Origin of the sequence: Streptomyces sp. Y1 (assembly GCF_041053115.1) — a bacterium.
In the GTDB taxonomy this organism is placed as follows: Bacteria; Actinomycetota; Actinomycetes; order Streptomycetales; family Streptomycetaceae; genus Kitasatospora; species Kitasatospora rubellomurina.
Genome location: NZ_CP163445.1, coordinates 2,260,697 through 2,284,137 on the forward strand (window position 1 = coordinate 2,260,697; position 23,441 = coordinate 2,284,137).

Sequence of the window (23,441 nt, forward strand, 5' to 3'; positions counted from 1 at the left end):
CGCTACCACCGCGCTCCGGCGCCTCCGGTGGGTGCAGTTCTCTGCACCTCGGAACTCCAGTGCACACCGTGTCCCCGGCCCGGGCCGCGCGCCTAGCGTCAGCCGGGCTGGTCGCGACGACGGGAAGGGGAACGGGCGATGGCGCACGGCGAGACCGGTGGAGCGGGGCCGGGGCCGGGGCCGGCGGTGGAGCTGCGGGCGGTCGGACGGACGTACGGGCGGGGCGCGGGCGAGGTGGTCGCCCTGCGCGACCTCTCCGTCGCCTTCGCCCGCGGCACCTTCACCGCGGTGATGGGGCCCTCCGGCGCGGGCAAGAGCACCTTCCTGCACTGCGCGGCCGGCCTGGACCGGCCGACGTCCGGCACGGTCCGTCTCGGCGGCACCGACCTGGCGACGCTCGACGAGGCGCGGCTGACCATGCTGCGCCGGGAGAGGATCGGCTTCGTCTTCCAGGCGTACAACCTGCTGAACTCCCTGACGGTGGCGGAGAACATCACCCTCCCGCTGCTGCTCGCCGGGCGCACGGCCGACCCGGCGCGGCTGGCGGCGGTCGCCCGGCGGGTCGGCCTGGCCGACCGGCTGCGGCACCGCCCGGCACAGCTGTCCGGCGGCCAGCAGCAGCGGGTCGCGATCGCCCGGGCGCTGATCACCCGGCCCGAGGTGGTCTTCGCCGACGAACCGACCGGCGCGCTCGACAGTCGCACCGGCCGACAGGTGCTGGGCCTGCTGCGGGAGGTGGTGGAGCGCGACGGCGACACCGTCGTCATGGTGACCCACGACCCGGTCGCCGCCTCCTACGCCCAGCGCGTGGTCTTCCTCGCGGACGGCGCGTTCGCGGAGGCGATGGACGCGCCCACGCCGGACCGGGTGGCGGCCCGGATGACCCGGCTGGAGGAGTGGTGAGCCGGCGGGCGGCGACCGGATGCTGCCGCCGCGCGGGAAGTCGAACCCGCCGACGTCCCACGCACCCACCGCACGGTCCGCGACGGCCCCGCCGGCCTGAGCCGGCCCGGCCACGGCCGGGCCGCCGCCGAACACCCCCTTCGCCCTGCTTCGCCCCGCACGGGAAGTCGACCCGGCCGACTTCCCGTGCGGCCGCGCGAGCCGCCGACCGACCGCCCTCCGACGTGACCACGGACCAGGTGACCCGATGATCTTCCAGCTCGCCCGCATGACCCTGCGCGAGCGCAAGGCCGGCCTCGTCGCCGCGTTCGTCGCCCTGCTCGGCTCCTCGATGCTGCTCACCGCCTTCGGCGTGCTGCTGCAGTCGGGCCTGGTCGGCGGCGGCGTCGACGCGCAGCGCTACGCCCGGGCGCCGGTGGTGGTCGGCGGCCGGCAGTCCTTCTCGGTCACCGCCGGGAAGACGAAGGTGAAGCCGCTGTCCCGACCGGCGCCGCTGGACGACCGGGTGGTGGCCGAGGTGGCCGCCGTCGAGGGTGTGCGCCGAGCACTGCCGGACATCACCTTCCCGGCCCGACTCGTGGCCCCGGACGGCGGGCTCGACGCGACGAACAGCGAGCGGACGAACGGCGAACGGCCGTCGTCCGGCCACAACTGGTCCGGCGCGCCGCTGGGCCCGTACGAGCTGACCCGGGGCTGGGCGCCGGAGCGGCCGGGCGAGGTGGTGCTGGACGCCGCGCTCGCCGATCGCGTGCACGCGGAGCCCGGGCGCCGGGTGCGCGTGGCGGCGACCCGGGAGGCCCGCGAGTACCTGGTCACCGGCGTGGCCGCGCTGCGCACCCCGGACGGTCGGCCGCCGCGCTCCCCGGCGGTGTTCTTCTGCGACGCCGAGGCGGCGGCGCTCTACGCCCACCCGGGCCGGGTCGACGCGGTCGGCGTCCTGCCCGAACCGGGCACCGACCCCGGCGCGCTGGCGGACCGGCTCGACCGCCGCCTGGCCGGGTCCGGCGCCGTGACGTACCTGGGCGGCGACCGCAGCCGGGTGGAGTTCCCCGACGTCGCCTCCGCCCGTTCCGGCCTGGTGGAGTCGGCGGCTTCGCTCGGCGCGACCGTCGTGCTGATCGCGATGATCGTGGTGGCGAGCACCCTGGCCCTGGACGGGCACCAGCGCCGCCGCGAGCTGGCGCTGCTGCGGGCGGTCGCGGCGACCCCGCGTCAGGTCTACCGGCTGCTGGCGGCCGAGGTCCTGGTGGTGTCGCTGGCGGCGGCGCTGCTCGGCTGCCTGCCGGGGGTGCTGGTCGCCGGGGGCCTGGTGAAGGGGCTGGCCCTGGCCGGCGTGGTGCCGGGGGACTTCGCGCTCTCGTACGGGCCGCTGCCGCCACTGGTGGCCGTCCTCGCGTCCGTGCTGGCGGCCGAGGTGGCGGCGCTCGGGGTGGCGCGCCGAGCGGTCGCCGTCCGGCCGGTGGAGGCGCTCACCGAGGCCCGTGCGGCCCCGGCGCGACCGCGCCGCGCCCGTACGGTCTGCGGCGCGCTGCTGTTCCTGCTGGGCGTCGCGGCCGCGCTGCTCCCCCTGCTCTTGGACGGCGTGCTGGCCGTGGCGGGCGCGGGCACCGGCGGGCTGGTCATGGTGGTCGCGGTCCTGCTGCTGGCGCCGCCGCTGGCCGGTGCGGCGAGCCGCCTGCTGGCCGCGCCGGTGCGCCGGTGGACGGGGCCGCACGGCCGGCTGGCGGTCGCCAACGTCCGCGCGGACTCCCGTCAACTGGCTTCGGCCATCGGCCCGTTGGCGCTGGCGATCGGCTTCGCGCTGATCCAGCTGGGCATCCCGACGACGACCGCCGCGGCGGCCCGGGAGCAGGCCGCGGCGGGCGTGGTCGCCGACTTCACGCTGCAGGGCGGTCCGGGCGGGCCGCCGCCGGGGGTGGTCGGGGAGGCGGCCGCCCTGCCGGGGGTGGCGGGCGCGACGGGCGTGGTCCGGGTCGAGGTGCACGCCTCACGGGAGGTGCTGGGCTCACCGGAGGTCTTCACGTACCTGGCGCAGGGCCTCAGTTCGCCACCGTCACCGGCCACCCTCGACCTGGACGTGACGGCGGGATCGCTCACCGCCCTGCGCGGCGACGACACGGTGGCCCTCGGCACCGGCGCGGCCGCCACGCTCGGCGCGCACCTCGGCGGCCGGGTCCGCCTGCACCTGCCGGACGGCGCCGAACTGCGCCCGGTCGTGGTCGCGCTGTACGGGCGCGGCCTGGGCTTCGGCGAGGTGACGCTCCCCCAGGACGTGCTGTTCGCGCACAGCACCCGCCAGGTGGAGGACGCGGTGTTCGTCGGCGCCGCCCCCGGCGCCGACGAGCGCCGGCTGGCCGCGGAGTTGCGCAGCCTGGCCGGCCGCTACCCGGGCCTGGAGGTGCTGGACGCGGGCGGCCTGTCGGCGGCGCAGCAGGAACAGGCGTTCGCGTCCGTGCTGACCAGCGCCCTGCCGCTGGCGCTGGTGTTCGGCTACCTCGCCGTCTCGGTGGCGAACACGCTGGTGCTGGCGACGCTGGGCCGGGTGCGGGAGTTCGCGCTGCTGCGGCTGGTGGGGGCCTCGCGGGAGCAAGTGGTGCGGATGATGCGGGTGGAGGCGGGGGTGGTGGTGGCGATCGCGGTGGCGGTGGGTACGGCGGTGCCGCTGCTGCCACTGGCGACGATCAGCCTCGGGCTGACCGGCTCGCCGGTGCCGTACGTCCCGGTGCCGCTGTACCTGGGGGTCGTCGCGCTGACAGCGCTGGTCGGGCTGACGGCCGTCCTGGTGCCGACCCGGCTCGTCCTGCGCGCTCGCCCGGTGGAGGGCATCGGCGTGCGCGGGTAGGACCCGGACGCCGCCGCCCCGGACCGGCGGCCGCCGGCTGTCTCCGGCGGTCGGCCGCCAGCGGTCGCCCGCGGGTTCGGCTCACGCCGCCCGCGCCTCCCGGCGGTAGCCGCCGGGGGCCTGCCCGAACTCCCGCTTGAACGCCTTCGCGAAGGCGTACTCCGAGCCGTACCCGGCCTGGGTGGCCACCGCCGTGAGCGGCGCCTCCGACTCGCGGAGCAGCCGGGCGGCGGTGGTCATCCGCCAGCGGGTCAGGTACGCCATCGGCGGCTCGCCGACCAGCGAGGTGAACCGGCGGGCGAAGGCGGCCCGGGACAGGCCGGCCCGGTCCGCCAGCGACTCCACCGTCCACGGGGTGGCCGGCGCCTCGTGGATCGCCGCCAGGGCGGGGGCGACGCCGGTGTCCCGGATCGCCGCCGCCCAGCCCGCGGCGGTCGCCGCGGGCTGGTCCTCGAACCAGGCCCGGAGGATGTACAGCAGCAGCGAGTCGATCAGCGCCGGCACGATTCCGGCCGAGCCGATCCGCGGGTTCTCCAGCTCCGCGCCCAACAACTGGACGGCGGCGGCGAGTTCGGGGTGGCGACCGTGCCGGGTCGGCAGGTGGATCAGGGCCGGCAGCTGGCGGACCATCGGGTGCGGGCGGCCCTGGTCGAGGTGGTAGCTGCCGCACAGCAGGCTGGTCCGGGCGCCGTCGCCGCCGAGCAAGACGGTGCCGATCGGCGAGCCGCGGTCGACCCGGCAGGCCTCGGCGTCCACCGCCGGGGTGTCCGGGCGGTCGGCCAGGACGTGGCCGCGGCCGTCCCGCAGGAACACCACGTCACCGGGGCTGAGCGGGACGGGCTCGCCGCCGGCGGACCGGTCCGCCGGGACCAGCCAGCAGGTGCCGTACAGCACCACGTGGAACACGGCCCCGACCACCGGGGGCAGGCGCAGGCCCCAGGGCGCCCGGCCCTCGGTGCGCACGGACGCCGGGTGTGCCGTCCGCATCGAGGCCAGTGCCTCGGTCAGGATGTCCAACGTCCGCCCCCTGCCGTCCCGTCCTGCTCACTCAACGGTCAGTACGACCTTGCCCTGGACGCTACCGGAGCCGACCAGTTCGTGCGCCCGGCCGGCCTCGGCGAGCGGGAAGGTCCGCTCGACGTGCGGGCGGATCCGGCCGGCGTCCACCAGGGCGGCGATCGCCTCCAGCGCGGCGTAGTCGGGCTCGACGGAGACGCCCGCGAACCGGCGCCCGGCGGCCTCGACGGCGGCGGCCAGCTCCTGGTTCCAGTGCTCCATGATGCTCACCAGGGTCCCGCCCGGCTTCAGCACCTCCAGGGCACGGGTGTTCTCGGAGGAGGAGTCGAAGACCACGTCGACGTCCCGCACGGCCCGGGTGTAGTCGGTGGTCCGGTAGTCGATCACCTCGTCCGCGCCGAGCTCCTTGAGGAAGCCGTGCTTGGGCTCGCTGGCGAGCGCGATCACGTACGCGCCCCGGGCCTTGGCGATCTGCACGGCGAAGTGGCCGACGCCGCCGGCCGCCCGGTGGATGAGCACCCGCTGCCCCTCGCCGACCTCGGCCCGGTCCACCAGCCCCTGCCAGGCGGTCAGCGCGGCCAGCGGCAGCGCGGCGGCCTGGACGTGGTCCAAGGAGGCGGGCTTGCGGGCCAGTTGGCGCGAGGGCGCGGCGACGTACTCGGCGTAGCCGCCGGCGGAGCGCGGGAAGAACGGCATCCCGTACACCTCCTCGCCCACCCGGTAGCGGGCCCCCGGCCCGGCCTCCTCGACCACCCCGGAGATGTCCCAGCCCACCGTGAACGCCGGCTCGCCCAGCAGCGGCAGCGCCCCCGAGCGCACCGCCAGGTCCACCGGGTTCACCCCGGCGGCCTTCACCCGCACCAGCACCTCGCCGCCGAGCGGCTTCGGGCGCTCGGCCTCCACCAGCCGCAGCACCTCGGGGCCGCCGAACTCCTGCTGCACCATCGCACGCATCGCACTCTCCTTCGTCCGGTCAACACCGGCCCCCGGTGGGGCCGTTCGCGATGTCCTCAACGATAGGGAGAGCGGGTGAGCGGATGAATATCCCTCAGTCTTCACCGGATGTCCGATCGTCTCGCCGTGGGAGCGGATCGGACGGGAGCCCGAAGCCGGGCCGCGCGGTCAGGCCGTCCTCGCCCACAGCGCCGCGAGGTGCGCGTGCAGCAACTCCCCGGCCTCCTCGGCGTCGAGGCGTCCGAGGAGCACGTGCGCGGTGAGGCCGTCCGCGAGGGCGAGCAGCGTACGGGCCTCGCGGCGCGCGCCGGGCGCTCCGGCCTCCGCGAGGAGCCGGACGAGCAGGTCCTCGGACTCCGCGTACCCGGCCCGCAGCAGCTCCGCCAGGCCGGGATCGACGGCGGCCCGGGCGACGAAGGCGAGCCAGATCCGGGCCTCGGCGCGGTGTTCCGCGCGCAGCAGCGCCAGTTCCGTCGCGGCGTGGCCGAGGGCGCTGGCGGCGGACTGGGCGGGGCCGGCGAGCAGGCGGGCGCGGACCCGGTCGGCGATCCGGTCGCCGATGTGCCGCAGCGCGAACCGCAGCATCTCGTCCTTGGTGCGGAAGCAGCGCTGCACGGCGCCCATCGACACCTCGGCGCGGGCGGCGACGTCGCGCAGGGTGGCCGCCTCGAGGCCGCGTTCGTCGATGAGCCCGCAGACGGCGTCGGCGATGCGCCGGCGCCGTTCCTCGTGGTCGACCTGCTTGGGCATGCTCGGCCTCCTTTCCTCGATTTTATTCGATGCAACCGTATCGGACGGTCGGGTACGGTTCGGTTCCGGTACCGATGCAGCCGCATCGGAAAGCCCGAGGAGGAGGATCCCATGCAGTTGTGGCAACGGACCGCCGGCGCCCTCGCCGCCGCCGTCCGGACCGGCGAGGTCTCGGCCGTGGAGGTGGTCGACAGCCACCTGGACCGCATCGCCGAGGTCAACCCGCAGGTCAACGCCGTCACCCAGCTCCTCGCCGAGCGCGCCCGCGCCGCCGCCGAGGACACCGACCGGCGCCGCGCGGCGGGCGAGCCGCTGGGCCCGCTCGCGGGCGTGCCGTTCACGGTCAAGGAGTCCACCCCGATCGAGGGCGTGCCGACCACCTTCGGCCTGCGCCGGTTCGCCGGGCTGACCGCCCGGGCCGACGCCGTCCCGGTCGCCCGGCTGCGCGCCGCGGGCGCCGTGCCGATCGGGCACAGCAACATGCCCACCCTGATCCTGTCCGGCATGCACACCCGCAGCGAGCTGTACGGCGACACCCGCAACCCGTGGGACGCCACCCGCACCCCGGGCGGCAGCAGCGGCGGGGACGGCGCGGCCGTCGCCTGCGGCCTCGCCCCGCTCGGGCTCGGCAACGACTCCGGCGGCTCGGTCCGTCTCCCGGCCTCGTTCTGCGGCGTGGCCGCCCTGAACCCGAGCAGCGGCCGGTTCGCCGCCGACCAGCGCGTGCTCGGCCCGGACGACCCCGGGATCGCCTCCCAACTCTTCGTCACGGACGGCCCGTTGGCCCGGACGGTCGGCGACCTCCGGCTCGCCTACGAGGTCCTGGCCGGGCCCGACCTGCGCGACCCGCGCGCCCTTCCGGTGCCGCTGTACGGGCCTCCGCTCGCGGGCCCCGGGCTCGCGGGCTCGACGCTCGCCGGCCCCGGGCTCGCGGGCCCGGTGAAGGTCGCGCTGGTCGCCGACCCGGGCGGCCTCGGCACCCACCCGACCGTCCGCACCGCGCTGGCGCGGGCCGCCGACGCCCTGCGCGACGCGGGCCACGAGGTGTGCGAACTCCCGGACGTGCCGCGCTTCGAGGAGGCGCTGGACCTGTACCACCGGATCATCGTCACCGAGTTCGCGCCCACCTGGCCGGCCGTGCGGGAGCTGCTCGGCGAAACCGGCAGCCGCTACATCGAGTTCACCATGCGCAGCGCCCCGCCGGCGGACGTGGCCGGGCTGATGAAGCTCACCGGCGCGCGGGCGGGCGTCCGGCGGGCGTGGGGCGAGTTCCTGGACGAGTACCCACTGCTGCTCGGCCCGGTGTTCACCGAGCCGCCGGTCGAGCCCGGGCTGGAGTCCCGCGACCAGGCCGGCCGGGACCGGGTCGCCGCCGGCCTGCGGCTCTGCTCGGTGACCACCCTGGTCGGCCTGCCGGCCGTGGCCGTCCCGACCGGCCTCGACGCGGACGGGCTGCCGGTCGGCGTCCAGCTGGTCGGGCGACCGTTCCGGGAGGACCAGTGCCTGGCCGCCGCGCAGGCGGTGGAGGACCGGCTCGGCACGTTCACGCCCGTCGACCCGGTCTGACGGCGGCTCCGCTGCCGGCCGGTCGCCCCGGCCGTCCCGCCGGTCGCCTCTGCCGATCGGCAGGGGTGCCCGGCCGGCCGGGCACGATCTTTATGCCGATCGGCACATGTGCGGGAGGGGCTGCCGGGGCCAGGGTTGGGGCATCGAGACGGCGGCCACCGGGGGCGCCGTGAGGAGGGAGTCCACCATGTTCCGCGTTCGCTTCACTGCTCGTACTGCTCGCACCGCTCGCACGTCCCGCACCGCCCGCACCGCGGCCGCCGCCGCGCTGGCGCTCGCGGCGCTCGTCGGCGTCACCCCGGCCTCGGCCGCCTCGGACACCGCCGCCGCCTCGCCCGCGCGGGACGGCGGCCGGCACCCGCGCCCGGCGAGCGTCAGCGGCTCCGCCCGGATCATGTACGCCTACGCGCCGAAGGACGAGATCCGGTTCACCGTCGACGCCCGGCAGGTCCCGTACACGCACCGCTTCCCGGGCACCCGCCTGGAGCACGGCCTGCCCACCGACGCCGAGGGCACCGTCAGGATCTCCCACCACAGCGCCGAGAAGGGGCGGACGTACACCGCCGAGGCCAGGGTGGACTGCCTGGCCACCGGCGGCCCGGTCGCCACCCTGACCGCCGTCGTCACCAGGTCGGACGTCCTGACGGTCGGCGAGCGGATCGGCCTGAGCATCTACCAGGGCGGCGCCGACGAGGACGGCGACGGGACCGGTGACGACGGGACCGGTGACGACGGGAACGGCCGCACCGGAGCCCGCCTCGGCTTCTCCTGGGGCATAGGCAACATGGCCCTGGACGCCGCCGGCAAGCCCTACCAGCCGGTCGTCGGGACGTGCATGGCCCCGGCCCCGTTCGCGCCCGTCCTACAGGGAGGTTACGAGGTCCACCACGCCGACATCGAGGTCCGCTGACGTCAGGTCGGAGTGCGGTCCACACCGCGCTCGTACTACGTGGCGCGTAGCTCGCGGCGCGTAGTATGGTGCGGAGTCAGACCGGAAGGAGCGCCACGGTATGCAAGCCAACGACGCCCAGACACTCGTGCTCTGCGCACTCGCGGACGGGCCGCTGCACGGGTACGCCATCAACACGGCGATCGAGGAGCTGACCGGCGAACGCCTCGGCCCCGGCAGCCTGTACGGGGCACTGACCAGGCTGGAGTCCAAACAGCTCATCGAACCGCTCGACGGACAGGGTCGCCAGCGCCCGGTGCGGCTCACTCCGCAGGGCCGGGAGGTGCTGGAGCGCGAGCTGCGCACCATGGCCCGGGTGGCGGACGCCGGGCTGCGGCGGCTGGGGGTGAATCCGGCGTGAGCGTCATCGCCCGGAGCCTGGTGCGGCTCTACCCGGACGCCTTCCGGGAGCGCTGGGGCGCCATGGTGGAGGACGAGGCCCGGGGCGCCGGCTGGAAGTCCTGGCCGAACCTGGTCGCGGGCATCGCCGACATGTGGCTGCACCCCGCGTTGTGGCCGGCCGACTCCCCCGCCCAGCGGCAGCGCCGGGTGGCCACGATGGGCATCACGGTCGCGCTCGCCGCCTGGTTCCTCAACCACCTGGCCGCCGAGCAGGCCGACGCCCTGCCGTCCGCGATCACCGACGCCCGCACGGCGATCGCCCACGGCAGCACGCTCCTGCTGCTGCTCGGCCTCGCCCTGGTCGCGCCCCGGCCCCGGCCGACCGCAGCGGCGGCCCTCCTGCTGCTGCGCTGGGCGCTGCGCCGGCTCGCCCTGCCCACCGCGGTCGGCACCGCCGCCGTGCTCGTCGTGCACAGCGGCATCGACACCACGCCGCCCACCCTGCGGGTCACCGTGCTCGCCGCCTGGTGGACCGCGCTCGCCCTCGGCGCGATCCAGATCCCACGGATCTTCACCGGCGTCGGCGCCGAGGCCGTCGTCCCGCCGCCCGCCCGACGGCTGCGCGCCGGCGTCTGGACGCTGGCCGCCGCCAGCGCCACCGGCGGCGCCGCACTCCTCGGATCCTCGGTGACGGACGGCCTGCACCCGCTGGCCGCCACCCTGGGCGTCGGCCTGCTGCTGCTCACGGCCGTCTGCACGGGCACCCTGCGCGACCTGCGGGAGCTGCCGCCGGTCGACTGACCGGCCGCCCGCCGCTCGCCCCGCCCCACCCGACACCACCCCACCCGACGCCACCCCACACCACCTGGACGGCACCCTCATGCCCGATCCACTCCGCACCCTCTACACCCGCCGCCTGCGCCGCCAGGTCGCGGCCGGTCCGCTGCCCCGGCACGTCGGGCTGATCATGGACGGCAACCGCCGCTGGGCCCGGCAGATGGGCCTGGCCAGCCCCAGCCTCGGCCACCGCGTCGGCGCCGAGCACGTCGAGGAGGTGCTCTCCTGGTGCGAGGCCCTCGGCATCCGGCACGTCACCGTGTTCGTCTGCTCCACCGAGAACCTCCAGCGCCGCGGCGACGCCGAAGTCGCCTTCCTCATGCGGGTGATCGAGCAGGTGGTGACCGACCGGCTCGCCCGGCCGGACCCGACCTGGCAGGTCCACCTCGCGGGCCTGCTCGACGCCCTGCCCGACAGCACCGCCCATGCCCTCAAGGAAGCCGTCGAGGCCACCCGCGACTGCACCACCGGCGCCCACGTCACCCTCGCGGTCGGCTACGGCGGCCGCCAGGAGGTCATCAACGCCCTGCGCGACCTGATGTACGCCCGCGCCGAGGCCGGCGCCTCGCTCACCGAGGTCGCCGACACCCTGACCGTCGACGACATCGAGCCCCACCTCTACACCGCCGGCCGCCCCGATCCGGACCTCGTCATCCGCACCAGCGGCGAACAGCGGCTGTCCAACTTCCTGCTCTGGCAGAGCGCCTACTCCGAGCTCTACTTCTGCGAGGCCTACTGGCCGGCCTTCCGCGAGATCGACTTCCTCCGCGCCATCCGCAGCTTCGCCGCCCGCCAACGCCGCTACGGAGGCTGACCACCCCGGCCCGGCGGGGCATCACCCGGACCGTTGCAGGGCTGTTTCACGGCGAGTGGCGCGGGCCACAGCCGCCCCGATCGGTTCGTGATCGACTCATCCGATGCGTCAGTTCGCCGAACCCAGCCGTCCACTCGCCCCCGCCGCCTCCGCCACCGCCGTTGCCACCGCCGTCGCGGCGGCAGCCGCCCTGCTCGCGGGCTGTGGGTCCACCGGAGCCTCGACCCCGGGCACCCGCAACCGCGCGGAGTGCGCGGCGAAGCCGTCCGAGCTCACCCAGGGCGGGGTGCGGGTCACGGTCGACCCGGTCTGCGGGGACTACCAGGTCACCAACCAGGGCGGCGAACCGGCGGACGTCACCGTGACGTTCAACCGGCCCGCCCTGATCGGCGGCGGCCTGGAGCCCGTCCCGAGGACCGAGACCGCCCTCGCCCCGGGCGCCACCGCGCGCGGCCGCATCGACCCGGCCGACCCCCGGGCGTCGCCCCGGCCGGGCACCGCCCACCAGGTGAAGATCGTCCGGGTCCGCAGCGTCCCCACCACCGAGGCCCCGCAGCCCGGCGGCCCCTGCCCGCCCTCCGGCGTCCGGCTCTACGCCGACGAGGGCGACGCCGCGATGGGCCTGCGCGTGCTCGGCCTCAACCTGCGCAACTGCGGCACGTCCCCGGTGTCCCTCGACGGCTACCCGACGCTCCAACTCCTCGACCACGAGCGCCGCCCGATCGACGGCGTCCGCCTCCTCTCCGGCGGCGCCGAGATCGCCACCGGCACCGGCGCCGACGCCCCGCCGCAGAAACTCACCCTCCGCCCCGGCGAGGGCGCCCACTCCACCCTGGTCTGGCGCAACACCACCGAGGCCGGCGCCGCGGTCAACGCCCCGTACGTCCGCGTCCGCGCCACCCCGAACGCCGCCCCCGTGACGGTCACCCCCGAGCTCGACCTCGGCACCACCGGCCGCCTCGGCATCGGCGCCTGGGTGAAGGACCAGACCTAGGAGTTGTCCCTGCCCCTGGGGCAGGGAGCACAGTGGCCGCATGCCATTCGGACAGGACGTACAGGACGCACCACTCGTGCCGGACCCGCCGGCCGTACGCGGCGAGCTGATCGCCATCGGGGAGCTCGCCGCCCGGACCAGGCTCAGCCTGAAGGCCCTGCGGCTCTACGGGAGCAGGGGGTTGCTGCCGCCGGCGGTGGTGGATCCGCGCACCGGTGCCCGCCGTTACGGGCCCGAGCAGGTGGAGCGGGCCCGGCGGATCGGGCTGCTGCGGGCGACCGGGATGCCGCTGGCGCGGATCGCCGCGGTGCTCGACGCGGGCGGCGCGGAGTCGGTGCGGGCGCTGCACGCGTACTGGCGGGAGCAGGAGGCCGAGCACGCCGTCCGCCGGGACGCGGTGGGCTATGCGCGGGAGGTCCTGGCGGGCGCCGGCCCGGCCGGGTACGCGGTCGCCGAGCGCGAGGTGCCCGAGCAGAAGGTCCTGTTCACCAGCCGGCACGTGACCGCCGCCGACCTGCCCGGTTTCCTCGCGGAGGCGAGCCGGTCGCTGTTCGCCCGCCTGCGGGAGGCGGGGGCCGGCCTGTCCGGGCCGCTCTTCGCCGTCCACCACGGCCTGGTGAGCGAGGACTCGGACGGCCTGGTCGAGGTCTGCGCTCCGACCCCGGACGCGGTGGAGCCGTCCGGCCGGATCGGGGTCCGGATCGAGCCGCCGCACCGTGAGGCGTACACCGCCGTGACGAAGGGGCAGGGCGACTACCCGTCGATGGCCGCCGCCCACGACGCGGTCGGCGCCTGGCTCACCGCGCACGGCCACGCCCGCGGCGCCTCGAACCGCGAGGTGTACTACCCGAACTGGGCGACCGCCGAGCCGGGCGACCACGTCGCCGACGTCGCCGTCCCGTTCCGGCCCCGTCAGGCCTCCGGGTGCTGCTCGTCGTAGTCGGCGCGGGCGGCGAGGACGGCGGGCATGTGGGTCTCGGCCCAGTCCTTGATGGCCCGCACCAGCGGCAGCAGGTCGCGCCCGAGCGGGGTGAGCGCGTAGTCGACGCGGGCGGGCACCCCGGCGGTGACGGTCCGGGTGAGCAGGCCGTCGCGTTCGACGGCGCGCAGGGTCTGGGTGAGCATCTTCTCGCTGACCCCGGCGAGGCGTCGGCGCAGGTCGCTGTAGCGCTGCGGCCCGTCGGCGAGGGCGTTGACGACCAGGCTGACCCACTTGTCGCCGATCCGGTCGAGGAGTTGGCGGGCCGGGCACTCGGCGAGGTAGGCGTCGTAGTCGGCGCGGGCGGCGGCGCGGCGCTGGGCGGCGGTCGTGGTGGGCACTGGTTGGCTCGACTCCCCTTGCCGTGCGGTACGCACCTTCGAGTGCGTCCTTCCCGGTGGAGAGTAGCTCTCCCTAGGTTGGGTGGTGTTCCCGATCCCGGGTTCTCGGTGGGAAGTTGAGGAGTGTACGTGATGCGCGCGGTGGTGGTGCGGGAGTTCGGCGGCCCGGAGGCGCTGGAGCTGGCGGAGGTGGCGCGGCCCGAGCCGGGGGCCGGCGGGGTGCGGGTGCGGGTGGAGGCGGCCGGGGTCAACCCGGTGGACGCGGTGACCCGTGCGGGGGTGCTGGCCGGGGCGGGGCTGATGGCGCGCCGGGAGGTGACGGGCATCGGCTGGGACGTGGCCGGGGTGGTGGACGCGGTCGGGCCGGGGGTGACGGGCTTCGCGCCCGGGCAGCGGGTGATCGGTCTGCGCGACCGCCTGGACGTCGACCTCGGCACCTACGCCGACTTCGCCGTGCTGGACGCCGCCGCGCTGGCGCCCGTCCCGGACGGCCTCGCGCCGCACGAGGCGGCGACGCTGCCGCTCAACGGCCTCACCGCCCTGCAGGCCCTCGACCTGCTCGACCTGCCGGCGGGCGCCACCCTGCTGGTCACCGGGGCGGCGGGCGCGGTCGGCGGCTTCGCCGTCGAACTGGCCGCCCTGCGCGGCCTGCGCGTGGTCGCCCTGGCCGGGCAGGGCGACGAGGCCCTGGTGCGCGGCTTCGGCGCGGAGTGGTTCGTGCCGCGCGACGTGCCCGATCCGGCGGCGGCCGTACGGGAGTTGGTGCCCGGCGGCGTGGACGGCGCGGTGGACGCGGCGCTGCTCGGCGTCCGGGCGCTGGGCGCGGTGCGCGGGCGCGGGGCGTTCGTCGCGGTGGCGGGCGGCAGCGAGCCGGTGGGGCTGCGCGGCATCCGGGTGGCGAACGTGTGGATCACCGCGGACGGCCCCGCCCTGGCCCACCTGGCCCGGCTCGCCGCGGACGGCCGGCTGTCCCTGCGGGTCGCCGACACGCTGCCGCTGGCCCGCGCCGCCGAGGCGCACGAGCGCCTGGCGAAGGGCGGCCTGCGCGGCCGACTGGTCCTGACGCCCTGACCGGGCGGCCGGCCGGTCAGGGGGCGCAGCCCGATCCGGTGGCGCAGCCCGATCCGGGGACCGTCCGCGCTATCCGGTGGCGCCCGGAACCACCAGGCCGGACTCGTAGGCGATCACCACCGCATGGGTCCGGTTCTGCGCGCCGAGCTTGGTCAGCACGTTGCCGACGTGCGTCTTCACCGTCTCCAGGCGCACGCGCAGCGCGTCGGCGATCTCCGGGTTGGTCAGGCCGGTGGCCATCAGCCGTAGCACCTCCTCCTCCCGCCCGGTCAGCGCCGCCCTCGGCAGCGCCTCGGCGGAGGCCAGCGGGCGGGCGGCGACCATCCGGCGCAGGGCGGCCGGGAAGAGGATCGCCTCCCCGGCGGCCACCACCCGCACCGCCTCGGCGATCTGCCGGACCGGGAGCCGCTTGAGCACGAAGCCGCTGGCCCCGGCGCTGAGCGCGGCGGTGACGTAGCCGTCGTTCTCGAAGGTGGTGATCACCACGACCTTCGGCGGCGCGCCCGAACCGACCGAACCGACCGAGCCGCCCGACCCGACCGAGTCAGCCGACCCGACCGAACAGGCCGGGCCCGCCGACTCGGCCAGCAGCTGCCGGGTGGCCTCGATCCCGTTGCGGCGCGGCATCCGCACGTCCATCAGCACGACGTCCGGCCGCAGCCGCCGCGCCCGCTCGACCGCCTCGACGCCGTCCGCCGCCTCCCCGACCACCGCGATCCCCGGCTGGGCCGCGAGCAGCGTGCGCAGCCCGCTGCGGGTCACCTCGTCGTCGTCCGCGATCAGGAGGGTGACGGGGGCGCCGCTGTCCGAACCGCTCACGCCGACACCCGGACCGGCAGCCGGACGGCCAGCCGCCAGCGCCGGGGCCCGTCCGGGCCGGCCTCGAACTCGCCGTGCAGCAGCCGCACGCGCTCGGCCAGCCCGGGCAGGCCGTGCCCGGAGGTCGGGAAGCCGCCCCCCGCCGCGCCCGTCCGGTTCACCACCGAGAGCTCCAGCCCGTCCGGGCCCGCCGCCACCCGGACCTGTACCGGGCCGCCCGCCCCGTGCCGCAGCGCGTTCGTCAGCCCCTCCTGCAGGATCCGGTACGCCGCCCGGGAGAGCGTCCCCTGCACCTGCGCCAGGTCGCCCGACAGCTCCGGCTCCACCACCGCGCCCGCGTGCCGCAGCCGGTCCAGCAGTTCGGGCAGGTCGGCCAGGGTCCGGGTCGGTGCCGTCCCCGGCTCCTCCTCGCGCAGCACGCCCAGCACGTAGTCCAGGTCCTCCAGCGCGGCCCGGGTCGACTCCTCGATGCTGCGCAGGGCGGCCCGCGCCGCCGCCGGGTCGGCGGCGAGCACCTCGCCCGCCACCGCGGCCTGGATGGTGGCCGCCGTCAGCGTGTGCCCGATCGAGTCGTGCAACTCGTGGGCCAGCCGGTTGCGTTCGGCCAGCAGCCGTTCCCGCTCGGCCGCCAGCGCGAGGCGTTCGGCCGTCGACGGCCCCAACAGCCGGGGCGCCGCCCGGCGCAGAGCGCCCGTCACCGCGGCGCACACACCTGCCGCCGCCAGCACGCAGGCGAGCGCCGCCACCCAGCTCCACCAGCCGCCCGCCACCTGCACCGACCGGCCGAAGAGGCTCAGCCGCGCCTCGCCCCGGAGCCAGTCACCCGGCAGCGACAGGCCCAGGAGGAGCAGCACCCCGCCCACCAGCGCCGCCGCCCAGCCCAGCCCCACGTGCAGCAGCAGCCAGAGCGGGGTCCGCCACCGGTCGGCGCCGGGCCTCCGGCCGACCGCCGGATCGGGCAACGGCACCCCCAACAGCCGCCGGGCGGAGGCGACCAGCGCCCGGCGCACGACGCGGACCGACCCGACCGCGCCGAGCAACGCCGCCCAGGCCACCAGGGTCAGCCCGGCCTGCACCGCGTACGGGGCGGACCGCCACGCCAGCGCCGGCAGCATGGCGAAGGGCAGCAGCGGAAGGCTCGCCAAGGCGCCGCAAACGGCGAACAGCGCACCCGTGTACGTGGAGCCGCGCAGCAACGGCCGGATTCCTCTGATCATGATCGCCAGTATGGTCGGGCGGCTCGGCGGCGGCCTCCCCCGATCGAGGGAGCGATTCCTCCCGCTTTTCCGCGATGTGCGCCCGCGGCTCCGGAACCCATGATCGTGCCCACTGTTGTCCCGACGATTCCAGGGGAGTTGGCACATGAACCAGCAGGCACGGCAGCAGCGGCGTCCTTCCGGGCGGCCGCGAGCCGCCGCAGCGGCGGCCGCGCTGGCCATCGGCGTCGTCCTGGCGGGGACCGTGGCACCGCCCGCCGCGAACGCCGCCTCGAACACCGCCGCGAACACCGCCGCCAGGAAGGACCCCGTCCAGCAGGGCCTGAACGCGCTGGTGCACGACGACGGCCTGCCCGCCGCGCTCGCGAGCGTCAGGGACCGTACGGGCCGCACCCGCGGCTACACGGCGGGGGTCGGCGACCTGGCCACCGGCGCGAAGGTGCCCCGGGACGGCCAGGTGCGGATCGGCAGCAACACCAAGACCTTCACCGCGGTGGTCGTGCTGCAACTGGTCGGCGAGCAGCGGATCGGATTGGACGAACCGGTCGAGACCTACCTGCCGAACGTCGTCCGGGGCGAGGGGATCGACGGCCGCCGCATCACCGTCCGCCAGCTCCTCCAGCACACCAGCGGGCTGCCCGACTACGAGGGCTCCATCGACGACGCCACCATCCGGCACCGCTACTTCGAGCCCCGCGACCTCCTGGACATCGCCTTCCGGCAGAAGGCGGACGCCGCGCCGGGTGCGAAGTTCGGCTACAGCAGCACGAACTACGTGCTGGCCGGCCTGATCGTCCAGCAGGTCACCGGCCGCCCCCTCGCCGAGGAGATCGACCGGCGCGTCATCCAGCCCCTCGGGCTGCGCCGCACCACCTTCCCCGCCCCGGGCGACCGGACCGTCCCCGAGCCCCACCCCCGGGGCTACCACCGGGATCCGGCGGACGGGCCGCTGCGCGACATCACGGAGCTGGACCCCTCCGCGGGCGGGGCCGCCGGCCAGATGATCTCCACCACCTCCGAGCTCAACCGGTTCTTCACCGCGCTCCTCGCCGGCCGCCTCCTCCCGCCGGCCCAGCTCGCCCAGATGCGCACCACCGTCCCCATCGGCGACACCGGCGCCGGCTACGGGCTGGGCCTGATCAGCCGGCCGCTGTCCTGCGGCGGGGTCTACTGGGGCCACGGCGGTGACATCCCGGGCTACGAAACGCGGGGCGGAGCCACCGACGACGGCCGCGCCGCCGAGATCACGGTGACTGCCGTTCCGACCGACGCGGCCGCCACGAAGCACCTCGAGGCCGTGGTGGACACGGCCCTCTGCCACTGACACCGCCACGCGCCCACGCGGCCGGAAACCGAAGTGGCCGGTCGATCCGAGGATCGACCGGCCACTTCTTCTGTGCGCGAGGGGGGAGTTGAACCCCCACGCCCTTTCGGGCACTGGAACCTGAATCCAGCGCGTCTGCCTATTCCGCCACCCGCGCATCTGGGTGATGGGTTAAGCATAGACCATCTGGAGGAGTGCTTCCGACCACCGGGAAATGGACGGGCCGACCGCACGGAGGCCGGGGGTCGCGGCGACCGGCCGACTCGCCGTGGCCCCCTGACCGGACGGCAGGAAGGAGCCCCGACCGGGGCACCGCGCGGCGCCCCGACCCGAACACCTACGGCCGACGCACTACGGCCGGCGCCCTGCGGGCCGAGCGCCGCCGCCCCGGTGCCCGCCCGCCGGCGAAGCGGCTGCCCGGAAGGTGAGGGTCCACCCCCACACGGCCAGGACCGCGAGGCCGGCGGTGAGGCCGCCGAGGGCCATGACCGCGGACGGGGAGGTGCGGTCCACGACGGCCCCGCCGACCAGCGCGCCGAGCGAGATCGTCGCCTGGAAGGAGGCGGTGAACAGCACCGAGGCGGCTTCGGGGGTGTCGGGGGCGGCCCGGGCGAAGCAGGTCCGGGACGCGACCGGGACCGCGCCGTAGGCGACGCCCCAGAGGGTCAGCAGGACCACCGCGCCGGCCTTCGAGCCGCCCACCAGTGGGAGCGGGAGCGTGGCGAGGGCCAGCAGGCCGGCGGCGGCGCCGAACCCGGCGCGCGGGTGCCGGGCGACGACGGAGCCGCCCAGGAAGTTGCCGAGGATTCCCGCCGCTCCGTAGGTCAGGAGGAGCAGGGTGATCAGCGTCGGGCCCGCGTGCGTGACCTGTTCGAGGAACGGGGTCACGTAGGTGTAGGCGCCGAAGTGGGCCAGCACGACGAGGACCGTGAGGAGCAGCGCGAAGCGGGTGTTCACGCCGCGGAGCAGGCCGCCGAGGACGCGCAGGCGGGTGGTCCCGGTCGGCGGCAGGGGCGGCACGACCAGGAGCAGCAGGACCAGCACGCCGACCGCCAGGACGCCCAGCACGGCGAACGCGGTGCGCCAGCCCGCCGCATCGCCGATGAGCGTGCCGACCGGGACGCCCAGCACGGAGCCCAGCGGGACGGCCGAGAAGATCACCGAAACGGCGCGGCCGACCTTCTCCGCCGGGACGAGCCGGTCGGCGAGTCCGGCCCCGATCGACCAGAAGCCGCCGATGGTGACGCCCACCATGACGCGCGACGCGAGGACCAGCCCGAAGCTCGGGGCCACCGCGGCCAGGCCGTTCGCCAGGGCCAGCAGGAGCAGGAACGCGCACAGCATCAGCCGGCGGTCCACGCGGGCGGTCGCCACGGTGACGAGCGGCGCCGAGACCGCGGCGAGGAAACCGGGCATGGTCATCATCAGCCCGGCCATCCCGTCCGAGACGGCGAAGCCGGATCCGATCGACGTGAGCAGGCCGATCGGCAGGATCTCGGTCGTGACGATCGAGAAGATCCCCAGCATCACCGAAAGCACCGCCAGCCACTCGACCAGGGGTGATCGGGGCGGCGGGGAGGTTCCGTCCGGGCGCGGGAGGGCGGTGGTTGTCGAGGTCATGAGTTCCATCCGGTGACGGGCGTGGAGGTGCCCGACCAGTTCAGTCGGTCTCACGGAGGGCCGCTGGCAGCTTTGCGACATCACCCGTGCGGTGAGCCGCCGGCCCAGGGAGGTGCCACTCGACACCCGGACACTCGGCAACCGGACACTCGGCACCCGAACCCTCGACACCCGCACAACTCGGCTCACCCGACCGGCAGTTGGCCTAACGGCCTACCGGCACGCCTGCTCCGGGCCCGGCTCGGCCTCCGCGTGGGACGGGTTCCACAGCCGGTCGGCCTCGCCGCGGGCCAGGTGCTCCTCGTGGTAGACCCGGCGGCCGTTGGCCAGGCGCCGCACCGGGTTGGCGAACAGGCCCTCCCGCTCGTAGAACCGCAGCGCGTGCACGCTCAGCCCGCTGCGCTGCGCCACCTCACCGATGCTCAGGTCCACGGGAACTCCCCCTCGCCCAACTGTTGATCTAGAGAGGACTCTAGGACCTAGCGTCGAGCCATCACCCCCTCTCACCAGGAGAATCCCATGAGCGTTTGGTTCGTCACCGGGGCATCGCGCGGGCTCGGCGCGGAGGTCACCCGCGAGGCGCTGGACCGGGGCCACCGCGTGATCGCCACGGCGAGGGACGCCTCGGCCGTGCTCAAGGCGTACCCGGAGCAGCCGGAGGGCCTGCTGGCCGTGGCCGCCGACGTCACCGAGCCCGCACAGCTGGCGGCGGCCGTGGAGGCCGGGCTGGCCAGGTTCGGCCGGATCGACGTCGTCGCCAACAACGCCGGGTACGGCCTGGTCGGCACGGTCGAGGAGAGCTCGGACGACGCCGTCCGCGCGCTGTTCGACGTCAACGTGTTCGGCGCGCTCAACACGCTGCGGGCGACCCTGCCGACGCTGCGCGCCCAGCGGTCCGGCCACGTGCTGAACATCAGCTCCGTGGCCGGGTTCGCCACCGCGGCGGCGGTGGGCCTGTACGGCGCGTCGAAGTTCGCCCTCGAAGGCATCTCCGAAGCCCTGCACGGCGAACTGGCCCCGCTCGGGGTCCGCGTGACCATCGTCGAGCCGGGCGGCCACCGCACGGACTTCCTGAGCGGCTCCAGCCTCCGCACCGAGCCCGCCACCATCGCCGACTACGCCGCGGCGACGGGGCCGGTGCGCGAGGCGATGGCCCAGTACGACGGCCGCCAGCCCGGTGACCCGGTGAAGGCCGCCAAGGCCATCGTCGACGTCACCGAGATCGCCGAGCCCCCGCTGCGCCTGCCGTTGGGCGCGGACGCGGTCGAGCGCATCGAGGCGAAGCTGGACCTCGTCCGCCGCGAACTCGACCAGTGGCGCCGCGTCGCGCTCTCCACCGCCCACTGACCGCCACCAGGCCCCGGTGCGGTGTGCACAGGACGCGCCTGCGGCTACCGCCACTCCAGGACGACGTCGACGTCGCCGAGCGCCGTGGCCGCCTCCTGCGGGGTGACCTGCTGCGGCTGGGCGCCCGGCACGAGGTCGGTGACGAACGCGTTCTCCTGATCGCCCTGGAAGGATCGGAACAGCAGCTTCTTCCCGTCCGCCGAGACGGCCTGCGGGATGTTCTTCCGGTCGGTCGCCGGGAGCAGGACGGGGCCGGCGCCGTCCTTGGCATTGCTGTTGTCGTTCGGGTTCATCCGGTCGAGGTCGAGGGTCCACAGGTTGTTCTGGTACGGCGGCTTCGGGCTGCCGTTCGCGGCCGGGGCGCAGAGCAGCGTGTGGTTGTCGATCCACCCGGACGGCCGGCAGTCCACGTCCTTGATCGCGCCGGCATGCCCGTCCGCCTTCAGGAGCCCGCTGGCCGTCACCGTCACGACGTTCTGCCCCTCGCCGTCCACGTACCCGACCGCGCGCTTGCCGTCCGGGCTGAAGCGCACGCTGCCGCCGGTCACACCGCGGAGGGGGTTGCCCCCCAGCGTCAGGGCGAGGTCGCCGAAGGCGGCGGGCGCGCCGCTCCACTGCTCGGTGAGCTTGTGGTCGGCGGCGAGCTCGCGACTGGCGACGTGGTCCTGGCCGTTCGGGTCGCGGTACGTGAACCAGACGCTCCCGCCGTCCGGAGCGAAGAGCGCGTCCTTCTCCTTGGGCGTGCTGGTGAAGCCCGCGGCGGTCCCGGTGAGGTCGGTGAAGGTGCCCTTGAGGTCGACGTAGCCGACGTGGCTCGCGCCGGTCCTGTCGTCGGTGGTGACCAGCGCGAGGCGGCTGAAGTCGCGGTCGAAGAGCTGCCGGATCCGCGGCCCGAAGGCGTTGTCCGAGGCGTTGTCACTTCCCCCGGGCGGACGGGGGAAGTTGCCCGCGCACAGGTCCTGGAGCGCACTCAGCCTGGTGCCGGAGCGGGGGCCGACCACCGCCGTCGCCGGAACGGTGAACTCGACCGACGCCACCTTCTTCCAGCTGCCGGGCTCGAAGCCCTCCACCCACACCTTGGCCGGCCTGGACGCGGGCACGGTGCAGCCCGCGCTGATCACGAGGTCCCGGTCGCGGAAGGTCGCGTCGCCGACCGCGGCGGCGCTCGGCGGCTTCTGCGCCGCGTCCTGAGCGGGCGCCGTGGCGTGCCCGTCCGGATCGGGCTGCGAGGACGAGCCCCCGCAGCCGGCGACCAGCGGAAGCACCAGCGCCGCCACCGCCACCGGCGGCGCCAGCCGCCGCCTGACGGTGCGCCACGTCCGCGTGTCTGCCATGAACTCCCCCATCGTTGTGCGGCGGCCGCGCCTGGAGCCGACCGTGGAAGGAAGGCTAGAAGATCACGGACGCCGCCCCGCGCCGCACCCTCGATCCGTCCGCCCGCATGACGAGGAAGCATCGCGTCGGGGACGCGGCCCTCACGCGCCGTACGACAGGGAAGAATCCGGCAATTCAAACGGCTTCGGCATCCACGAGACCCCTTTCTCCTTCTTCGCCGCAGGACGCATTGTTCCCACACGAATCCAATGGGGTCAAGCGAAATAATTCCACATAAGATCGCACAATAGAACGGCCTACGGAAAGGCGTGATCAGGCACCCGGCTTCTCGGCCACGGCCACCACCGCGACCCGCGGCAGCTCCGCGACATAACCCTCCGGCACGAGCCGCACCGTCGGCCGGACGGCCCGGTGCTCGGGCGGGGTCGGGCGGTCGGTGTGGTCGAAGGCCTCGGCCAGCAGCTGCCACGCGGCGTCCGGTCCGATCGCCTCGAAGTGGCCGGCCAGGCCGTAGCTCTCCCCCATGTGGGCGACCATCGCGGCCCGCGCCCGGTCCGGGGTGGGTGCGAGCACGGTGAACGGGTCGTAGACGTCCAGCACCCGCACCTGCGGGCACCGGTCCTCGAAGAGCTTCCGCAGCTCGGGGTGGGTGAAGTGCTCGTAGTCGTGCCGCACCGTGCCGTGGCGGCTGACGACCCGGAAGAAGTCGGCCATCGCGCTGTCGGGGGCGAAGTCGTGCAGGACCACCCGGCCCCCGGGCCGCACCACCCGCAGCGCCTCGGCGACCGCCTGCGGGCGGGTCCCGTCCGGGATGTGGTGGGTGCCGTAGGCCAGCAGCACGGCGTCCACCGTGTCGTCCGCCAACAGCAGCCGATCGGCGGCCTGCCGCACGGCGGGCAGTCCGTTGGCGAGCGCCGCGGCGACCATCGGCCCGGAGATGTCCCCGGTCAGCACCTCCAGGCCGGCCGGGGACTCGCCCGGCCGCAGCGCCGCCGCGCGCGCGACCGTCCCGTCACCCCCCAGCACGTCCAGCACCACGACCTCCCGGCCGCGCCCGGCCGGGACGGTCAGCCCGAGCAGCCGCCGCACACCCGTCCAGCGCACCAGCGGATCCCGCTGGGCCCGGCGGTAGGAGTCGCCACGGCCACCGGAGTCGGAGTCGAACTCGTTCTCCCAGGCCGCCGGCTCCCGAGAGGCGACCGCGCGGTCCAGCCGGTCCGGATCGAGCAGGGCGCGCAGACGCGGATGGCTGACCGCCATCTCCGCCAGGTACTGCGCCGAGGACATTCCGGGAAGATAGGCCGGTGCGGTCATGGCTTCGCGTCCTTTCACCGATGACACCATCGCCATGACTGCCCTTCGCCGGATGAGGAAAAACTCCGCCGATGGGACGTCGATTCGACCGATGAGATGCCGGATC

At 75.4% G+C, this 23,441-nt stretch carries 22 protein-coding genes and 1 tRNA gene; 12 read left to right on the forward strand and 11 right to left on the reverse strand.

All coding sequences use genetic code 11. The features are described 5' to 3' along the window. The first annotated feature begins 138 nt into the window (after positions 1 to 138). Both AB2U05_RS09415 and AB2U05_RS09420 read left to right on the forward strand, forming a co-directional pair. A complete protein-coding gene (locus AB2U05_RS09415) occupies positions 139 to 903 on the forward strand; it encodes an ABC transporter ATP-binding protein (protein WP_369182997.1) in 765 nt (254 codons plus the stop codon). A 247-nt stretch (positions 904 to 1,150) separates the two neighbouring features. Continuing rightward, complete coding sequence (locus tag AB2U05_RS09420; protein ID WP_369182998.1) at positions 1,151 to 3,745, forward strand: ABC transporter permease; 2,595 nt, start codon at positions 1,151 to 1,153, stop codon at positions 3,743 to 3,745. A gap of 81 nt (positions 3,746 to 3,826) precedes the next feature. On the opposite strand, the gene AB2U05_RS09425 is transcribed toward AB2U05_RS09420, so the two are convergent. From AB2U05_RS09425 to AB2U05_RS09435, 3 genes are all read right to left on the reverse strand, one after another. Continuing rightward, positions 3,827 to 4,762 carry an AraC family transcriptional regulator gene (locus AB2U05_RS09425; RefSeq protein WP_369182999.1) on the reverse strand — a complete coding sequence of 312 codons (936 nt, stop codon included), beginning with the start codon at positions 4,760 to 4,762 and terminating at the stop codon, positions 3,827 to 3,829. A 27-nt stretch (positions 4,763 to 4,789) separates the two neighbouring features. Further along, the gene (locus AB2U05_RS09430; protein ID WP_045692801.1) at positions 4,790 to 5,716 is read right to left on the reverse strand and encodes an NADP-dependent oxidoreductase; all 927 of its coding nucleotides are present in this window, start codon (positions 5,714 to 5,716) and stop codon (positions 4,790 to 4,792) included. A 168-nt stretch (positions 5,717 to 5,884) separates the two neighbouring features. Continuing rightward, positions 5,885 to 6,466: a TetR/AcrR family transcriptional regulator gene (locus AB2U05_RS09435; RefSeq protein WP_369183000.1), complete on the reverse strand. Its 582-nt coding sequence runs from the start codon at positions 6,464 to 6,466 to the stop codon at positions 5,885 to 5,887. Between the two features lie 111 nt (positions 6,467 to 6,577). On the opposite strand from AB2U05_RS09435, the gene AB2U05_RS09440 reads away from it, so the two are divergent. From AB2U05_RS09440 to AB2U05_RS09470, 7 genes are all read left to right on the forward strand, one after another. After that, a complete protein-coding gene (locus tag AB2U05_RS09440) occupies positions 6,578 to 8,032 on the forward strand; it encodes an amidase (RefSeq protein WP_045709103.1) in 1,455 nt (484 codons plus the stop codon). 187 nt (positions 8,033 to 8,219) lie between these two features. After that, positions 8,220 to 8,942, forward strand: a complete 723-nt coding sequence (locus AB2U05_RS09445; RefSeq protein ID WP_369183001.1) for a hypothetical protein — start codon at positions 8,220 to 8,222, stop codon at positions 8,940 to 8,942. A 100-nt stretch (positions 8,943 to 9,042) separates the two neighbouring features. Then, positions 9,043 to 9,342: a PadR family transcriptional regulator gene (locus tag AB2U05_RS09450; protein ID WP_033330549.1), complete on the forward strand. Its 300-nt coding sequence runs from the start codon at positions 9,043 to 9,045 to the stop codon at positions 9,340 to 9,342. Further along, positions 9,339 to 10,124, forward strand: coding sequence for a hypothetical protein (locus AB2U05_RS09455; protein ID WP_369183002.1), 786 nt, complete (start codon positions 9,339 to 9,341; stop codon positions 10,122 to 10,124). Before AB2U05_RS09450 ends, AB2U05_RS09455 begins: the two co-directional genes overlap by 4 nt. Before the next feature lie 79 nt (positions 10,125 to 10,203). Then, positions 10,204 to 10,974: a polyprenyl diphosphate synthase gene (gene uppS, locus AB2U05_RS09460; RefSeq protein WP_369183003.1), complete on the forward strand. Its 771-nt coding sequence runs from the start codon at positions 10,204 to 10,206 to the stop codon at positions 10,972 to 10,974. Positions 10,975 to 11,077: 103 nt separating this feature from the next. Next, positions 11,078 to 11,968, forward strand: a complete 891-nt coding sequence (locus tag AB2U05_RS09465; protein WP_369183004.1) for a DUF4232 domain-containing protein — start codon at positions 11,078 to 11,080, stop codon at positions 11,966 to 11,968. Positions 11,969 to 12,008: 40 nt separating this feature from the next. Beyond that, a complete protein-coding gene (locus tag AB2U05_RS09470; protein ID WP_369183005.1) occupies positions 12,009 to 12,908 on the forward strand; it encodes a MerR family transcriptional regulator in 900 nt (299 codons plus the stop codon). On the opposite strand, the gene AB2U05_RS09475 is transcribed toward AB2U05_RS09470, so the two are convergent. Next, complete coding sequence (locus tag AB2U05_RS09475) at positions 12,881 to 13,288, reverse strand: helix-turn-helix domain-containing protein (protein ID WP_045692794.1); 408 nt, start codon at positions 13,286 to 13,288, stop codon at positions 12,881 to 12,883. The genes AB2U05_RS09470 and AB2U05_RS09475 overlap by 28 nt on opposite strands. A gap of 132 nt (positions 13,289 to 13,420) precedes the next feature. Here AB2U05_RS09475 and AB2U05_RS09480 point away from each other — a divergent pair, with 132 nt between their 5' ends. Continuing rightward, on the forward strand, positions 13,421 to 14,359 hold the full coding sequence (locus AB2U05_RS09480; protein ID WP_045692793.1) for an NADP-dependent oxidoreductase: 939 nt from the start codon (positions 13,421 to 13,423) through the stop codon (positions 14,357 to 14,359). 69 nt (positions 14,360 to 14,428) lie between these two features. Here AB2U05_RS09480 and AB2U05_RS09485 read toward each other — a convergent pair whose 3' ends face one another. Continuing rightward, the gene (locus AB2U05_RS09485; protein WP_369183006.1) at positions 14,429 to 15,178 is read right to left on the reverse strand and encodes a response regulator; all 750 of its coding nucleotides are present in this window, start codon (positions 15,176 to 15,178) and stop codon (positions 14,429 to 14,431) included. Next, a complete protein-coding gene (locus tag AB2U05_RS09490) occupies positions 15,175 to 16,395 on the reverse strand; it encodes a sensor histidine kinase (RefSeq protein WP_369183007.1) in 1,221 nt (406 codons plus the stop codon). The genes AB2U05_RS09485 and AB2U05_RS09490 overlap by 4 nt, the downstream gene beginning before the upstream one ends. A gap of 145 nt (positions 16,396 to 16,540) precedes the next feature. Between AB2U05_RS09490 and AB2U05_RS09495 the strand changes: the two genes are divergently transcribed. Continuing rightward, positions 16,541 to 17,719: a serine hydrolase domain-containing protein gene (locus AB2U05_RS09495; RefSeq protein ID WP_369183008.1), complete on the forward strand. Its 1,179-nt coding sequence runs from the start codon at positions 16,541 to 16,543 to the stop codon at positions 17,717 to 17,719. Positions 17,720 to 17,792: 73 nt separating this feature from the next. Here AB2U05_RS09495 and AB2U05_RS09500 read toward each other — a convergent pair. From AB2U05_RS09500 to AB2U05_RS09510, 3 genes are all read right to left on the reverse strand, one after another. Beyond that, positions 17,793 to 17,876 (reverse strand) — tRNA-Leu (locus AB2U05_RS09500). A 194-nt stretch (positions 17,877 to 18,070) separates the two neighbouring features. Beyond that, positions 18,071 to 19,339, reverse strand: coding sequence for an MFS transporter (locus AB2U05_RS09505; RefSeq protein WP_369183009.1), 1,269 nt, complete (start codon positions 19,337 to 19,339; stop codon positions 18,071 to 18,073). A 213-nt stretch (positions 19,340 to 19,552) separates the two neighbouring features. Then, complete coding sequence (locus AB2U05_RS09510) at positions 19,553 to 19,771, reverse strand: MerR family DNA-binding transcriptional regulator (RefSeq protein ID WP_369183010.1); 219 nt, start codon at positions 19,769 to 19,771, stop codon at positions 19,553 to 19,555. A gap of 87 nt (positions 19,772 to 19,858) precedes the next feature. On the opposite strand from AB2U05_RS09510, the gene AB2U05_RS09515 reads away from it, so the two are divergent. Then, the gene (locus AB2U05_RS09515; protein ID WP_045692788.1) at positions 19,859 to 20,686 is read left to right on the forward strand and encodes an oxidoreductase; all 828 of its coding nucleotides are present in this window, start codon (positions 19,859 to 19,861) and stop codon (positions 20,684 to 20,686) included. 44 nt (positions 20,687 to 20,730) lie between these two features. On the opposite strand, the gene AB2U05_RS09520 is transcribed toward AB2U05_RS09515, so the two are convergent. Continuing rightward, positions 20,731 to 22,020: a hypothetical protein gene (locus AB2U05_RS09520; protein ID WP_369183011.1), complete on the reverse strand. Its 1,290-nt coding sequence runs from the start codon at positions 22,018 to 22,020 to the stop codon at positions 20,731 to 20,733. Between the two features lie 313 nt (positions 22,021 to 22,333). Then, the gene (locus AB2U05_RS09525) at positions 22,334 to 23,308 is read right to left on the reverse strand and encodes a class I SAM-dependent methyltransferase (RefSeq protein WP_369183012.1); all 975 of its coding nucleotides are present in this window, start codon (positions 23,306 to 23,308) and stop codon (positions 22,334 to 22,336) included. Positions 23,309 to 23,441: the final 133 nt, after the last annotated feature.